The organism is Allocatelliglobosispora scoriae (assembly GCF_014204945.1).
GTDB classification, from domain to species: Bacteria; Actinomycetota; Actinomycetes; order Mycobacteriales; family Micromonosporaceae; genus Allocatelliglobosispora; species Allocatelliglobosispora scoriae.
The window spans coordinates 1,980,438-1,996,260 of sequence record NZ_JACHMN010000002.1 but is presented as its reverse complement, the minus strand read 5'-3'; the positions used below and the strand labels follow the sequence as shown (position 1 = coordinate 1,996,260).

The window sequence follows — 15,823 nt, the reverse complement described above, 5'->3', positions numbered from 1 at the left end:
CTGGAGCCCACGACCCATGACGAAGCGACCCACGATCAGGGATGTCGCGGCTCTTGCAGGTGTCTCGGTCGCCACGGTCTCCCGGGTCCTCTCCGGCGACTACCCGGTCGCGGGCGCCACGCGTACCAGGGTGCAGCGGGCGGTCCGCGAGCTCGACTACGTCGTCAACGCGCACGCCCGAGCACTCTCCGGCACCACCTCCAAGGTCGTCGCCCTCGTCGTCCGGGAGGTCGTCTCGCCCTTCTACGCCCGGATCGCCGCCGGTGTCGAGGAGCAGGCGACGGAGGCGCACCGGCTCTGCCTCGTCTGCACCACCCACGGCGACCCGGACCGCGAGCTCGAGGTCATCAAACTCATGCGCGAGCAGCAGGCCGACGCCGTGATCCTCGTCGGCGGCGTGGTAGAGAACGCCGACTACCGCGAGCGGATGTACCGCTACGCCCAGGGCCTCGAGGACGCGGGCACCCGGCTGGTCCTCTGCGGCCGCCCGTCGCTGGGCCCCGATTTCCCGGCGATCTCGGTGGAGTACGACAACGCCGGCGGCGCCTTCGCCGCGACGAGCCAGCTGCTCTCCGGCGGTCACCGGCGGATCGCGATGCTCGCGGGCGAGCCCGGCCTCACCACCTCCGACGAGCGGATCGACGGCTACCGCCGGGCGATGGCCGCCTTCGGGGCGCCGATCGACCCCGCGCTGATCCGGCACGGCTGGATGAGCCACGAGGAGGGCCGCCGACACGTCCGGGAGCTGCTCGCGGGCAGGACGGCGTTCACGGCGATCTTCGCCGCCAACGACCAGATGGCGGCCGGTGCCCTGATGGAGCTGCGGGCGGCGGGCCTGCGCTGCCCCGAGGACGTTTCGATCATCGGCTACGACGACTCGCCCTTCGCCCAGGACCTGTGGCCGGCCCTCAACTCCGTCCACGTCCCCCTGGACGAGCTGGGCCGCACGGCGGTCCGCCTGGCCCTGGCGAAGAGCACCGGAGCCCCGTCGAGGCAGCAGGTAATGCTCGGCACCCACGTCGTCATCCGCAACTCAGTCCGCCCCGCGACGCGGTAACCCCCGTAAATTCGCGTTGATCAAGGGAAGACTCGCCGCATATCGGACACCTGAGATGGTGAGTCTTCCCTTGATCAACGCGAATTTACGGCCGGACGTGATGAAGGGGCGGAGACATCGTCTCCGCCCCTTCATCACGATCTGCTTCGGTGCTGGGTCAGCCGAGACCACTGCTCTGCGGCTTGACCACGACCACGATCTGGGTGTCCGCGGTCACCTTCGATCCGGCCTTCGGCGTCTGGCTCACGACGACGAAGCTGATCGACGGTGTGACGGTCGCGCCCGAGGCGTCCTGGAACACGACGTTCGTGAACCCGGCGGCCGTCAGGATCGACTCGGCGGCGTTGGACTTCTTGCCCACGACGTTCGGCACCGCGATGGTCGCGGCGGTCGTAGGCGAGGGCGAAGGAGCGGCAGACGGGCTGGCGGACGGCGTCACCGCTGCGGACGGGCTCGGCGAGGCCGCACCCGTCGGTGAAGCGGCAGCGCTGGTCGCCACGGCGCTCGGCGACGTCGCCGGGTCTGCGGTGGTGTTCTTGTTGCGCCACCAGTAGCCGACGCAGCCGCAGACGAGCAGCAGGATCAGCAACAGCAGCAGGAGCAGGATGATGCGCCGACGACGCCGGCGTGCGCGCTCCTCTTCGCTCTCCTCGGAAGCGCCGGCAGCCGCAGCAGCCTTCGCTTCCTCGCGCTGCTGACGGGTGAGGTACCGGCCCCGCGCATCGCGGGGCAGGTCAGAGCCGTCGGCCGGCGGTGGCGGCGTGGGCTCAGACGGCTCTGGGGTGGGGGTTTCCGACACTGGGGCCTCTCAAGTCCTTTGTACGCGCGTACAGCAAGACATCGTCGTCCAACAACCTGATCAGGGCAACGCCCGCCAGGTACGTATTGGTCCGCTGAATGGTCAGGACGTGGTCAGATTCCGGACTATCGGGCGGCCATGATCCCTCGATGATCCGCAGGCCACCCCGTCTAGTCAATCCAGCAACCTGAACATCTCGATTCAGCGACAGAACGCATGTGCCACTCTTGCCGGCCTCCGGGCCCCAGTGCCGAAGGCCAAGATCGGCGCAACTCTTCAAGAGTTGGTGCTAAGTGGGTCACGCCTGCCAGGCGCTGAGCAGGTCGGTCGGGCCGAAGACGGCGTCGAGGTTGCGGGCCGTGCTGCCCGAGCGGGTCACCGCGAGCAGCGGCAGCGGCTCGGCCGTGATCCGGGCCCGGTGCTGCTGCAGTGAAGCCAGGTCGTGGTTGTCGAACGACGAGTGCTCCAACCACTTGATCGAGCCGAGGAACAGCAGCTCCTTGGCGATCGCCGGCCGGTCCGCCCCGACGATGTCGATCTCGATGTCATTGCTGCGGGTCCAGAAGCCGCCGACCGCCGGTGCGGCCCGGATCCCGTGTGCGGGCAGGAGCCGGGCCAGTGCCTCGCGGGCCAGCGGCTCGATCGCCCGGCCCCGCCACCCGGTCCAGCCGTCCCTGATCCGCGCCAGGGTGAGGTCCGACCGCAGCCGGTCGATCTCGGCCAGGTGCGGACCGAGGAAGGTGAACCAGAACCGCAGGTAGGGATCGGTGATCCGGTAGCGCCGCTCCTTGGAGACCTGCAGCGAGATCGGCAGGTCGCCGACGATGACGCGCTTCGCCACCAGCAGCTCGGCAGCCCTGGTCAGCGTCGTGTGCGCGATCCCGCCGGCGGCGCGGGCGATGTTGGTGAAGGTCCGCTCGCCGGAGCCGATGGCGCTCAGCACCGCCCGGGCCTGGGCCTGCTCCGGGAACTCGGCGGCGAGCGAGAGCTGTGCGGAGACGAGCAGCGGGCTGACCGGGTTGGCGAGCTCCCGGGCCAGGAACGACCAGATGCCCTCGCCGTGCTTCCAGCGCGCGCAGACGATCGGCAGGCCGCCGGTGATCAGGGCGGCGTCGAAGGCCTCGGCGGCGTCGAGTCCGGTCATCGCCGCGACGTCGGCCGGGTTGAGCGGCCCGATCGGCATCTCCATGCCCCGCTGGTGGAACGGGCGGCCGTAGGAGGTCAGCGCCTCCATCATCGCCAGGTCCGAGCCGACCAGGATGAGCAGCACGGGCTTGCGGGAGAGCTCCCGGTCCCAGGCCCGCTGCAGCACGCTCTCGAAGGAGCCGGACTCGTCCATGAGGTAGGGCAGCTCGTCGATGACGACGACGCTGGCCTGGTCCTCCGGCAGGATGCTCGCGAGCTGGCGCAGGGCGGCGTTCCAGTTGCCGGGGGTGGACTCGCTGAAGACCGCCGCCTCGGGCAGCGACGACGAGCTCACCGACTCGGTGAAGGCGAGCAGCGGGTCGCCGCCGGTGCCGATCTCGGCGGTGTGGAAGACGTAGGGTGCACCGCTCGCTTCGAGAAACGCCTCGACCAGGGCGGATTTCCCGATGCGGCGCCGCCCGCGCAGCATGAGGCACTGCCCGGGGCGCTCAGCGGCGACCGCCGCCCGCACCTCGTCCAGGCTCTGCGTCAACGATGACAGCTCGCGCTGCCGCCCGATGAAGTCGGCCACTCCAGCCTCCAGATACTAGCGGTGGCGATACTATCTTAAGGAATAGTATCGCCACCGCTAGTATCTCAGGGTACGGAGGGCGGGCTGGGGCTGGTGGTGCCGGGCGTCGGCGTCCTGTTGGGCGCCTCGTCGCCGTCACGCTTCTTCGGGCGGGTCCAGTTGTGCCCGGACTCGAACGCCAGCTTCAGCGACGGTGCCGTGAACTCGGCCTTCTGCTGGCCCTTCAGCGAGGCGGCGAGCGTACGCGCGACCGCCTCGATCACGTCCTGTTGGATCGGTCCGCCGACGGCATCGCGGGTGTCGTCGGGGTTCGCCGCGATCATCGCCGCCGCGAGCTGAGGCGTGAAGCCGACGAAGGTCTCCGTGGTGTTGCCGTCGGTGCTGCCCGTCTTGCCCGCCACGTCACGGCCGCCGAGCAGCGAGTCGACCTGGGTGGCCGTACCCCCGCTGCAGCGGTTGAAAGCCGATTGCTGGCCCACCGGGCAGCGCGCGGCGTCGGTGGCCGCGCGCGCCACGTCGGCGCTGATGGCCCGGTGGCAGGCGGGGTTGGCGACGTCGAGGGCCTTACCCGCCGGATCGGTGATCGACTCGACCGGCAGGGGAGAGCAGTAGGTGCCCTCCGAGGCGATCGTGGCGTATGCGTTGGCGAGGTCCAGCGGCGTCGTGAGGGCCACGCCGAGGGTGAAGGCACCCCAGGACCCGGGCGAGTTCGCGGCGAGGTCGGCGCTCTCCTCGTCGCGGAACTTGATGCCCAGCTTCTCGGCCATCGCGACGGCCCTCTCGGCGCCGATCTGCTGCTCCAGCCAGACGAAGTAGGTGTTGACCGACCTGCCGAAGCCCGTCCACATGGTGCGGTAGCCGTTCATCCAGCTCGGGTTGGCGTTGCCGGGGCACCAGTAGCCGTCACAGGCGTTCTCGCCGCCGTCGGGATACTCGGTGACGAGCTTGCCGGGCGCGTTGAAACCGGTGTCGAGGGTCTGGCCGGACTCCAGCGCCGCGAGCATCGTGAACATCTTGAAGGTCGAGCCGGCCTGGTAGCCGTGGATGCCACCGCCACCGGCGATCAGCTTGTTGACCGTGTTGGGGTAGTTCTTCTGCCCCTTCGGGTTCGGCGCGACGCTGTATTTCCGGTTCACGGCCATCGCGAGCACCCGCCCGGTGCCGGGCTGCACGACCGCCATCGGCGCCGCGCGCTTGTTGCTGTAGCCGTAGACGGTCAGCGCCTGCTTCTGCGCCGCGGCCTGCACCGTCGGGTCCAGCGACGTGACGATGCGGTATCCGCCGGTGCGCAGCGCGGTCTGCCGGTCGGCGACGGTCTCCCCGAAGGCGGCCTGCGCGCTCCACCAGTCGCGGAAGTAGTCGCAGAAGAAGCCCCAGTCGTTGTGGGCCGACGGCACCGCCGTGCAGTCGTTGGGGGTCGCGCCCTGCGTGAGCACGAGCTTCTCCGCATCGGCGGCCTTCGCGGTGGTCTCGCTGATCGCGCCCATCGCGCTCATCGCATGGAGCACATAGGTACGCCGACCCAGCGCCTTCGTCTCGTCACCACTGATCGGGCTGTCCGCCTCCGGCGACTGCAGCAGCCCCGCGAGCAGCGCGGACTCCGCGACGGTCAGCTTGCTCGGGTCCTTGGCGAAATAGGTGTGGCTCGCGGCGTAGACGCCGTAGGCACCCGCACCGAAGTAGGCGATGTTGAGGTAGCGCTCCAGGATCTCGTCCTTGCTGAGCGTCTGGTCCAGCGTGATCGCGTACCGGGCCTCGCGCAGCTTGCGCCCCGGAGTCTGCTCGACGGCCTCGGCCTGCTCCTCCGCCGTCAGATTGGGGTCGTTCTTCAGCACGTTGCGGACGAGCTGCATCGTCAGCGTCGAGGCACCCTGCTCCACGTCACCGCTGGTCCCGTTGGCGACCGCGGCCCGGAAGATGCTCTTGACATCGACCCCGCCGTGCTCGTAGAAGCGCGCGTCCTCGGCCGCGACGATCGCCTTGCGCATCGGTTCGGCCACGTCGGCGAGCTTCACGTCCCGCCGGTTCTGGTCGTAGAAGGTGGTGATCAGCGTCTTGCCGTCGTTGGCGTAGAGGTAGCTCGCCTGCACCGATGTCGGGTTGCGCAGCTCCGAGGGCAACTCGTCGTAGGCCACCCCGGCGTGGTCCAGGGCCCAGGCAGCGGCCGCGGTCACCGGGATCGCGACACCGGCGATGAGGCCGCTCGCGATGAGAACGGCGAGGGCGAGCTTGGACAGGGCTTTGCGGCGGCTGGGGGCGGTCACCCGCCTACAGTGCCCGCTCGACCTGGGAGTTGTCTGGTATGTGTGTCGTTTGTCGCGTCACCGACATCCCCTCAGGATGCACGATCGTGCACTACGGTTCCTCTTTTGCGGGCTGAGAGCCGAGATAGTTCCCTAGCATGCACGATCGTGCATGCTAGGGTCGGCGGCATGGGCCAGCCGAGGGAAGCGCAGCCGCCGCTGCACGATCGTGCATCCAGGGTTGCCGCGTTGGCGATCGCCGTGCGCGCGCGTCGAGAAGAACTCGGACTGCGGCAGGACCAACTCGCCGAACTCGCCGAGTGCTCGGCCCGATTCGTCCATTCGATGGAGAACGCCAAAGAGACGATGCGGCTGGACAAGATGCTCGACGTGTTGGAGGTGCTGGGCTTCACCCTTGAACTGCAGCCCGGCCCGGGTGGCCTCATCGTTGGTGAGGTGTAACCCGAGATGGCATCTCCGGAACTCCAATCATTGCCGACCGTCGATCGGGCCGATGTTTACAAGCAGGGGGTGTTGGCGGCCACCTTGACTCGCTTGGCTGAGGGGGTTGAGTTTCGCTACGTCACCGATTACGAGGGCCCGCCGGTCGCCACGACGCTGCCGATGGGACCGCAGGCGGTTATGTATCCAGCCGGCGCGGTGCCGCCGTTCTTCGCCGGGTTGTTGCCAGAAGGGCGGCGTCTGTCGGCACTGCGCCGGGCGGTCAAAACGTCGGCGGACGATGATCTTTCATTGCTCCTGGCAGTGGGCTCCGACATGCCCGGCGATGTGACCGTGGTGCCGGAGGGCGATCAGCTGGAGGAGCCTCGGCCGCAACTGGAGGTACCCGACTTCGCTCAGATCTCCTTCGCGGAGGTCTTCGCCATGTCGATCGGAGAGGATCCCGATCGCGTCGGCTTGCCGGGTGTGCAGGAGAAGGTCTCCGCCCGGATGATCTCCTTGCCGGTGGCGGACAGGGACGCTCGCTTCATTCTGAAACTCAATCCGCCCGAGTTTGCCCACCTCGTTGAGAACGAGGCGTTCTTCCTGCGCGCCGCGCGCGAGAGTGGGCTCTCGGCATCCGATGCCAATCTCGTGACGGACAATCAGGGAGCAGTGGGGCTGCTCGTACGCCGGTTCGACCGTATCCCCGGCGAGGGCGGGTTCCGCCCGCTCGCCTTCGAGGATGCGTGCCAGGCGATGGGCCGCTATCCGGCACAGAAGTACGGGCTGACATCCGAGGCGGTCTGCGCGACGCTTGCGAGCCTCACCCGATCGCGAGGGGTGGCCGGTCGAGAATTGCTGCGCCAGCTCTCCTTCGCCTACCTCACCGGCAACGGCGATGCCCATGCCAAGAACCTCGCGGTACTTCAGAATCCACGCGGCGAGTGGCGGATCTCGCCCGCCTTCGACGTCCCGAGTTCCGCGATCTACAACGATCACACGATGGCACTGTCGATCAATGGGAGGCGTGGACCTGATATCCCTCTTCGGAGCTTCATCGCGCTCGGGACTTCGCTAGGGCTGCCCGAGCGCTCCACGCGCAGCGCCATCACCGAACTCTGCGACCGAGCTGACCTGTGGCTGCCAGGCCTGGATTCGCTGCCTTTCGACAGCGGTCAGATACGCAAGCTGCGCAAGATAGTCGATTTCCGTCGACGGATGCTGACCAGCGGCTGAGTTACCTGGCCACGAGGTCGGCGTAGGCGGGGTTGTCGGCGATGTAACCGGCCACGAACGGGCAGGACGGCCGGACCAGCACTCCCTCGGCGCGGATCGCGTCGAGCGCGAACTTCGTGATCGCCGAGGCCACCCCCTGGCCGCCGTGGGGGTGCAGGGTCTCCGCGTGGGTCAGGGCGACAACGGTCGGGTCCCGGCGCGAGTAGTTGAGGAAACCGACGAGCGTGCCGTCGGCGTACCCCTCGAATCGGTTGTTATCGAGTGAGTCGACGACGGTGATCTCCATGGGATCGATCTTAATCCGCGGCCGGGACCGGCCGCGCGGCAGGGAACTAGTTCGTTGGCACGCCAAACTATTGACATTGACAGCGTCTGATTGTGAAATCTGATGGAAACGCTCCCACGCCCAAGCGCGCCACTCCACGGACGCGTCCAGAAGGGACACCCACATGCAACACAGCAAGCTGCGAAGAACTTTGATCAGTGCGGTGACGGCTGGGCTCGTCGCCTCCGTCACCGCGGTCGTGACCCAGCTCGTGCCTGCCACGCCCGCGCAGGCAGCGGCGTCGGACCCCTACGCATTCAAGAACGCCCAGGTCGTTGGTGGTGGCTTCGTCCCAGGCATCATCTTCAACCAGACGCAGCAGAACCTGATCTACTCCCGGACCGACATCGGCGGCGCCTACCGCTGGGACCAGGCCGGGCAGAAGTGGATCCCGCTGCTGGACTGGGTGGGCTTCAACAACTGGGGCTACAACGGCGTCGTCAGCCTCGCGACCGACTCCGTGGATCCCAATAAGGTCTATGTCGCGGCCGGGATGTATACCAATAGTTGGGATCCCAACAACGGTGCCATCCTGCGTTCGAGCGACAAGGGTGCGACCTGGGCGACGAGCCCGCTGCCGTTCAAGCTCGGCGGCAACATGCCCGGCCGGGGCATGGGCGAGCGCCTCGCGATCGACCCCAACAAGAACAGCGTCCTCTACTTCGGCGCGCCGAGCGGCAACGGCCTGTGGCGCAGCACCGACTCCGGCGTGACCTGGGCCAAGGTCACCGCGTTCCCGAACCCGGGCAACTACGTCCAGTCGCCGGGAGACCCCTACCTCGGTGACAACCAGGGCGTGGTCTGGGTGACCTTCGACAAGCGCACCGGCACCGCGGGCAACACCACCCAGACGATCTACGTCGGTGTCGCGGACAAGGCCAACACGGTCTACCGCACCACCAACGGGGGTACGACGTGGGAGCGCGTCGCCGGCCAGCCGACCGGGTACATCGCGCACAAGGGTGTTCTGGACACCACCGGCGGCTACCTCTACATCGCGACGAGCGACACCGGCGGCCCCTACGACGGCGCCAAGGGCGACGTGTGGAAGTACGCCACCGCGACCGGCACCTGGACCCAGATCAGCCCGATCCCGTCCAGCAGCACCGACGACTACTTCGGCTACAGCGGTCTGACGATCGACCGGCAGAACCCGAACACCATCATGGTGGCGACGCAGATCTCCTGGTGGCCGGATGCCCAGTTCTTCCGCAGCACCGACGGCGGCGCGACCTGGACCCGGATCTGGGACTGGGGCAGCTACCCCAGCCGGACCTACCGCTACACGATGGACATCTCGGCCGCACCGTGGCTCACCTTCGGCGCCCAGCCGCAGCTGCCCGAGGTCACGCCCAAGCTGGGCTGGATGAACGAGGCGCTGGAGATCGACCCGTTCAACGGCAACCGGATGCTCTACGGCACCGGGGCCACGATCTACGGCACCGAGCAGCTCAAGAACTGGGACACCAACACGCCGTTCTCGATCAAGGTCTTCGCCAAGGGCCTGGAGGAGACGGCGGTACTGGATCTCGACAGCCCGCCGAGCGGCGCCAACCTGATCTCGTCGCTGGGTGACATCGGCGGCTTCCGCCACACCAACCTCGACGCCGTGCCGTCGATGATGTTCACCACGCCCGCGTTCGTCTCGACCACCAGCACCGACTTCGCCGAGCTCAACCCCAACTATGTGGTACGCGTGGGCAACGTCGACAAGACGGCGAGCCCCAACACCAACCGCATCGGGATCTCCAACGACAACGGCGCCAACTGGTACCAGGGGCAGGAGCCGTCCGGGGTGACCGGCGGCGGCACCGTCGCGGTGGCGTCGGACGGCAGCAAGATCGTCTGGGCACCGCAGGGCGCTGCGGTCAGCTACGGCGGCGGCAGCTCCTGGAGCTCGTCGACCGGCGTACCGGCCGGGGCGATCGTGGAGTCGGACCGGGTCAACCCCAACAAGTTCTACGCCTGGTCCGGCGGCACCTTCTACGTCAGCACCAACGGCGGCCAGACCTTCACCGCCACCGCCGCGACCGGCCTGCCGACCGTGAGCACGCACTTCAAGGCCGTGGCCGGCCGCGAGGGCGACATCTGGCTCGCGGGCGGCGACACCGTCACCGGCGTCTACGGGCTGTGGCACTCGACGAACTCGGGGGCCAGCTTCACCAAGCTCAGTAACGTGCAGCAGGCCAACAACATCGGCTTCGGCAAGGCGGCCAGCGGGTCGACCTATCCGACGCTGTTCACGGTGGCGCAGGTCGACGGCGTCCGCGGCATCTACGCCTCCTACAACTCGGGCACCACGTGGCTGCGCATCAACGACGACCAGCACCAGTACGGCAACATCGGCGAGGCGATCACCGGCGACCCGAGGATCTTCGGCCGCGTCTACGTCGGCACCAACGGACGAGGCATCATCGTCGGGGACCGGATCAGCACCACGTCGCCCTCGGTCTCCGCGTCGCCCCCGCCGTCGGCGTCGTCGTCCGCCTCCCCGTCGGTGTCGCCGTCGGCGTCCCGATCGCCCTCGGCCTCCCCGTCGCCGTCCACCTCACCGTCGCCCAGCAGCAGCCCGCAACCGGGTAAGTCCTGCTCGGCGGCGTACGTCCAGACCAACCAGTGGCCCGGTGGCTTCGGGGTCACGGTGACGGTGAAGAACACCGGCACCGTGGCGACGGCGGGCTGGACCGTGAAGTGGACCTACGCCAACGGCCAGACGATCTCGTCGCTCTGGAGCGGCAACCTCACCCAAACCGGGGCGAACGTCACGGTCACCAATCTCAGCTACAACGGAGCACTCACCCCGTCGGCGACCACCACGTTCGGCTTCAACGGAGTCTGGACGACGGCGAACGCCCTGCCGACCAACGTGACCTGCACCGCGAGCTGACCAAGGATCCTCCTCGGGCGGTGGAGAAAGGGAGCGGGTCGGCTCGGCGGCCGATCCGCTCCCATCCCCACGGCTACGTTTTGCAGCAAAGCGGGGCCATTCTGAAGGGAATGGCCCCGCTTTGCTGCACAACGTGACGGGGTGGGCTCACAGGTGAAGCGGGCACAATGGCGCGGTGACACATCCGATCATCCGGCTGGCGCTCGCCGAGTGCCGGACCAACGTGACCCGGCTGCTGCTGACCGCGGCGGCGATCATCGGGGGCGTGGGTTTCCTGGCCGGGACGCTCGTCTACGGCGACACCGCCTCGGCGGCGTTCTATGACGACCTCGCCCGGGCGGCGCGCAACGTCGACGTCTCCGTCCAGACCGGCTGGCAGGGCATCGGCCGCCTCGAACCGGCCTATCTGGACCGGGTCCGCGGCGTACCGGAGGTCGCCCACGTCGACGCGCGGCGGGTCGAGCAGCTGGGTCTGCTCGGAGCCGACGGCAAGCTGCTCACCAACTTCAACCGGCCCGGTGTCGGGCTCTCCGTGCCGGGCGACCCGACCCTCGCGGTCTTCGACCTCCGCACCGGTCGGCTCCCCGCGGCCGCCGGTGAGGTCGCCGTCGACAAGCGGACCGTCGAGGAGCAGCAGTTCAAGGTCGGTGACACCGTCACGGTCATCGGCACCGACGAGCGGACCACCAAGCTCACGCTCGTCGGCATCCTCGACTTCGGGATCAACAAGCGCTGGTCGGGCCTCTCGGTCGCGGTCCTCACTCCCGCTCAGCTCGTGGACCTGACCCAATCCTGGGGGTACGCCGAAATAGTCGCCACCGCGCGCCCCGGCGTCGACGAGGAGGAGCTCGCCGCGGCGATCCGTGCCGAGATCGAGAACCGCGGCCGCGACGTCGACATCATCACCGGCTCCGAGCTGCGCCACGACCTCGCCGTCGACGCCGCGAAGTATGTCGACGGCTTCCTCTATGTGCTGGTCGCCTTCGCGATCGTGGCGCTCGTCGTCTCCGGCTTCGTCATCATCAACACCTTCACCATCCTCGGCGCCCTGCGTGCCCGCCGGCTGGCGCTGCTGCGCTGCGTCGGGGCGACCAAATCGCAGATCTACGGCATGGTGCTGCTCGAATCCGGGGTCGTCGGGCTTGCCGCCTCGGCCGTCGGGGTGCTCGCCAGCCTGCTGATGGGGTGGGTGCTGCTCACCGGGCGGGAGGCGGTCGCCACCGAGATCCCCGATCACGCGCTGGTCCTCAAGCCCGCCACGGTCGCGATCGCCCTCATCACCGGAACCGTCGTCACCGTGCTCTCCGCGCTGCTCCCGGCCTGGCAGGCGAGCAAGGTGTCGCCGCTCGGCGCGCTGGGGCAGTCGGGGACGGCCGAGCTCGCCGCCGTGCGGCCCGGGCGCCGGATCATCCGGATCCTCGTCGCCGGTGGATTCGCCCTCTTCGGGCTCGCCCTCATCGCGGTCGCGCCGCCCGGGTTCATCGCCATGCCGGTCGTCTTCGCCGGGGGATCCGCGCTCGGTGCGGGCGTCGTCATCATCGCTCCGCTGGTCGCCGGGAGGATCGTGCAGTGGGTCGGCTGGCTGCCGGGGAAGATCTTCGGCGTACCGGCGCGGTTGGCGGCGACGCAGTCCGGGCGGCATCCCCGGCGTACGGCGGCCACGGCGATGGCACTCATGATCGGGGTGGCGCTGATGTCCACGCTCACCGTGCTCGTCGCCACGGCACAGGACCAGTCCAAGCGAGAGCTGGCGGAGAACTTCCCGATCGACTTCCAGGTGTCGCCGATCCCGGCTCGGATCGGGGGGCCGTCGCCGACGCTGGATCCGTCGGTCCTCGCCGATCTGCGGGGGCACCCGGGCGGGGAGTTCGCGGCGGTGGCTGCTGTGCGTACCCGCGAATATGTCTTCGCGGACAGTGAGCGGACCGATGTCTGGAGCGTCGACCAGCTCGCCGGGAAGATCCGGCCGGAGGTGACCGCGGGGTCGTTGGACGGCCTCGCGCCGGGCTCGGTCGCGATCGGGCGCAACCTCGCCGCGTCGCTCGACCTCGGTGTCGGCGACAGCTTCGAGCTGGAGCGATCCGGGCGGGTCACGGTCGTCGCGGTCTATGACGACGGGCCGACCGGAGCGCAGGTGCTGCTCGACTGGGCGCAGTTCACCAGCGATTACGGCCAGGGCGACGCCGATCGGGCACTCGTCGATCTGAAGGAGGGCGTCACGCTGGAGGCCGGACGGGCGGCGGTCACGGCGGCGCTCGCGGCTCATCCGCTGGTCCGCATCGACACCCAGGCCGAGCGCCGGGACGAGCTGAGCGGCAAGTTCAGCGAGCTGATGACGATCTTCGGCGGGCTGCTCGCGGTCTCGGTGCTGATCGCGATGTTCGGCATCTCCAACAACCTGGCGCTGTCGGTCTTCGAGCGGACCCGGGAGTCCTCGACGCTGCGGGCGTTGGGGCTGGGGCGTGCTCAGCTGAGGTTTGCCCTGCTCACCGAAGCGGTCCTGGTGGCGCTCGTCGGCGGCGGGGTGGGGATCGTGCTCGGCGGCGGGATCGGCTGGTTCGCGGCGCGCGGGCTGATCGACACCTACGGCCACGCCGATCCGGTGATCCCGTGGCTGGACTTCGGGCTCTACCTGGGCCTCGCCGTCGTCACCGCGATCATCGCGGCACTGCTGCCCGCGCGCCGGGCGGCCCGGGCCCCGATCATCGCGGGCCTCGCCGCCGAGTGAGCCGCCGGGCAAGATCGCCGCAACTCTTCAAGAGTTGGTGCTTCAGGCCGCCGGGCCTTAACACCAACTCTTGAAGAGTTGCGGCGATCTTGGGTCTGGCTAGCGCCAGGACTCGCTGTAGGTGGCGGTGCAGGGTGCGGTGCTCGGGGTGGTACGCGACCGGTTGGGGTCGCTCTCCCAGATCACGTTGCCCGAGCCGTCCTTCTTGATGTACTTGTACTGGAAGGTCGTGTTCGGCGGGAGCGTGACCGTGCCCGTCCAGACCGGATAGGTCGCCGAGCTGAGCAGGATCGCGCTGCCCGGAGCCCAGGTGCCGAGCTGCGGGATGCTGCCGACGACGTAGACGTTCTGGCCCAGGACCGTGGTCGCGTTCTCCGCGAAGGTCGCGGCGACCGAGGTGCAGGCGCCACCGGTGGGGGACGGGCTCGGCTGGGTCGTGTTGTTCCACGTCTCGCTGACGGTCACCGCGCAGACCCCGGTCGGTACGGTGCGGCTGCGATTGCTGATACTCTCCCAGGTCACCGCCCCGGCACCGTCCTTCTTGATGTACTTGTACTCGAACGCCTGCCCCGCCGGGATGTTGACCGTGCCCGACCAGATCTGGTTGCCGCCGGAGGTGAGCGCCACCGGCGCGGTGGTGCTCCAGTTGGTCAGCGGCGTGATGCTGCCGGTGACGAAGACGTTCTGGCCGCTCGTGGTGGCCGCGGTCACGGAGAAGGTCACGGCCACGGTCGTGCAACCGCTCGGCGTGCTGCTCGGGCTGGGCGACGGATTCCCGCTGGTACGCGCGTTGATGTGCAGCGCGAGCATCGAGCCGCCCGCCACCGTGGCGGTGAACTGGCCCGACCCGTTGACCGTGTAGACGGCACCGGAGCAGCTCGTGCCGCTGAAGTCGCCGTTCGCCACGTCGCAGTAGGTGCCCGCCGGCAGGCCGGTGGTGAAGGTCTGCGTCAGCGACGATCCGCGGTTGAAGACGGCGTAGCCGTTGGCGCCCCGGCCGAAGCCGATCTGGCTGCTGCCGTTGCTCCACCAGTTGGTGACCGAGGTTCCGGCCACCGCGTTGTGGAAGCCGACCAGGTTGGCGATGGTGCGCCAGCGGTGCTCGCACTCCCAGCCGGAACCGCAGGTCACCTGGTTGGTGGTGCCGTTGCCCGCGGTGGGCGGACCGGCCTCGTTGTTGCTGAAGGTGAAGCTCGACATCAGCGCGGGCGTGCCGTAGTTGTAGGCGAGCAGGAACGCCTCGGCGAGCCCGTAGGTGCTGCCGTTCTTGTAGGTCAGCCGCGCCCGGCCGTTGCGCTGGGTGTCGTGGTTGTCGACGAAGGTGACCGCGTCGCCCGAGCTCAGCAGCATGCTGCCCGGCAGGCCGTTGAGGCCCGACAGGTTGCCGTCCCGGAAGGCGTTGCCGACGACGTCGCCGCTGCGGAACTCGGTCACGTCGCCGATGCCGGTGTATTCACTCGGCGAGATCTCGCCCGAACCGCCCTCGATCACTTCCTGATAGATGTAGGGCGATCCGCTGACGCCGCCGTAGATCGCCTGCAGGTCGGCGACGGGCACGTGCTTCGCCGCGTCCACCCGGAAGCCGTCCACGCCGAGCCCGACCAGGTCATTGAGGTACGCCGTGAGCTTGCCCCGCACGTTGCCCGCCTCGGTCTTCAGGTCCGACAGGTCGACGAGCTCGCAGTTCTGCACCTCCCAGCGGTCGCCCCAGGAGACGATGTCGTCGTTGCCGTTGCGTCCGCAGTGGTGGAAGTCGTTCGTGGTGTATCCGGCGTTGGGGTAGTTGTACTGCGAATAGGTCGAGCCCGCCGAGCCGACGCCCGTGGACGCGCCGCCCGCCATGTGATTGAGGACCGCGTCGACATAGATCTTCACGCCCGCCGCGTGGCAGGTCGAGACCATGCTCGCGAAAGCCGCCCGGTCACCCCGGCGGCTGACGAGCTGGTAGCTGACGGGCTGGTAGTCCTGCCACCACGGGTTGGACTGGCCGGAGAGCACGACGTGCTCCTGCGGCGGCGAGACCTGCACCGCACCGAAGCCCTTGGGACCCAGGACGTTGGTGCACTCGCTGGCGATCGACGCCCACGGCCACTCGAAGAGGTGGACGATGACGTCGCGGGTGCCGGGACTGGAGTTGGCGCTGACCGGGACGGTCTGCGGGGTGGCGGTCTGCGGCAGGGCGAACGCCGCGACCGCCGTTGCGGCGAACAGCGCGCTGGCGAGCGCCGCCGCTAGATGGCGATGTTTCACTGTTGCTCCCTCGGAAGGATGGGGGAGTCAGAGCGGGTGGGTTCCTGCAAAGTCTTGCAGGAGTTGCCGGAACGTTAGCACCGTGTTTCAGTCCCGTGAAGCCCTTCCTGGTGCCGAAATCAGTGCGGGCAACGGCA

General features: G+C 68.6%; 10 protein-coding genes. 5 read left to right on the top strand and 5 right to left on the bottom strand.

Translation table 11 applies throughout. The features are described from left to right. The first annotated feature begins 16 nt into the window (after positions 1 to 16). Positions 17 to 1,057 (top strand): LacI family DNA-binding transcriptional regulator, encoded by a 1,041-nt coding sequence (locus F4553_RS14625; protein WP_184836314.1) that lies wholly within the window; start codon positions 17 to 19, stop codon positions 1,055 to 1,057. Between the two features lie 157 nt (positions 1,058 to 1,214). On the opposite strand, the gene F4553_RS14620 is transcribed toward F4553_RS14625, so the two are convergent. From F4553_RS14620 to F4553_RS14610, 3 genes are all read right to left on the bottom strand, one after another. Then, positions 1,215 to 1,856 (bottom strand): PASTA domain-containing protein, encoded by a 642-nt coding sequence (locus F4553_RS14620; RefSeq protein WP_184836312.1) that lies wholly within the window; start codon positions 1,854 to 1,856, stop codon positions 1,215 to 1,217. A gap of 298 nt (positions 1,857 to 2,154) precedes the next feature. After that, the gene (locus tag F4553_RS14615; protein ID WP_184836310.1) at positions 2,155 to 3,573 is read right to left on the bottom strand and encodes an ATP-binding protein; all 1,419 of its coding nucleotides are present in this window, start codon (positions 3,571 to 3,573) and stop codon (positions 2,155 to 2,157) included. A 65-nt stretch (positions 3,574 to 3,638) separates the two neighbouring features. Then, positions 3,639 to 5,837, bottom strand: coding sequence for a transglycosylase domain-containing protein (locus tag F4553_RS14610; protein ID WP_184836308.1), 2,199 nt, complete (start codon positions 5,835 to 5,837; stop codon positions 3,639 to 3,641). Between the two features lie 168 nt (positions 5,838 to 6,005). On the opposite strand from F4553_RS14610, the gene F4553_RS14605 reads away from it, so the two are divergent. After that, complete coding sequence (locus F4553_RS14605; RefSeq protein WP_221469893.1) at positions 6,006 to 6,278, top strand: helix-turn-helix domain-containing protein; 273 nt, start codon at positions 6,006 to 6,008, stop codon at positions 6,276 to 6,278. Positions 6,279 to 6,284: 6 nt separating this feature from the next. Further along, positions 6,285 to 7,496 (top strand): type II toxin-antitoxin system HipA family toxin, encoded by a 1,212-nt coding sequence (locus tag F4553_RS14600; RefSeq protein WP_184836306.1) that lies wholly within the window; start codon positions 6,285 to 6,287, stop codon positions 7,494 to 7,496. Position 7,497: 1 nt separating this feature from the next. Here F4553_RS14600 and F4553_RS14595 read toward each other — a convergent pair whose 3' ends face one another. Next, positions 7,498 to 7,782 carry a GNAT family N-acetyltransferase gene (locus F4553_RS14595; protein ID WP_184836305.1) on the bottom strand — a complete coding sequence of 95 codons (285 nt, stop codon included), beginning with the start codon at positions 7,780 to 7,782 and terminating at the stop codon, positions 7,498 to 7,500. 202 nt (positions 7,783 to 7,984) lie between these two features. Here F4553_RS14595 and F4553_RS43135 point away from each other — a divergent pair, with 202 nt between their 5' ends. Both F4553_RS43135 and F4553_RS14585 read left to right on the top strand, forming a co-directional pair. Then, positions 7,985 to 10,708 carry a cellulose binding domain-containing protein gene (locus F4553_RS43135; RefSeq protein WP_312875217.1) on the top strand — a complete coding sequence of 908 codons (2,724 nt, stop codon included), beginning with the start codon at positions 7,985 to 7,987 and terminating at the stop codon, positions 10,706 to 10,708. Between the two features lie 175 nt (positions 10,709 to 10,883). After that, complete coding sequence (locus tag F4553_RS14585; RefSeq protein WP_184836301.1) at positions 10,884 to 13,436, top strand: ABC transporter permease; 2,553 nt, start codon at positions 10,884 to 10,886, stop codon at positions 13,434 to 13,436. A 99-nt stretch (positions 13,437 to 13,535) separates the two neighbouring features. Here the strand turns inward: F4553_RS14585 and F4553_RS14580 are convergent, their stop codons facing one another. Beyond that, positions 13,536 to 15,686, bottom strand: a complete 2,151-nt coding sequence (locus F4553_RS14580; protein WP_312875216.1) for a carbohydrate-binding module family 20 domain-containing protein — start codon at positions 15,684 to 15,686, stop codon at positions 13,536 to 13,538. Positions 15,687 to 15,823: the final 137 nt, after the last annotated feature.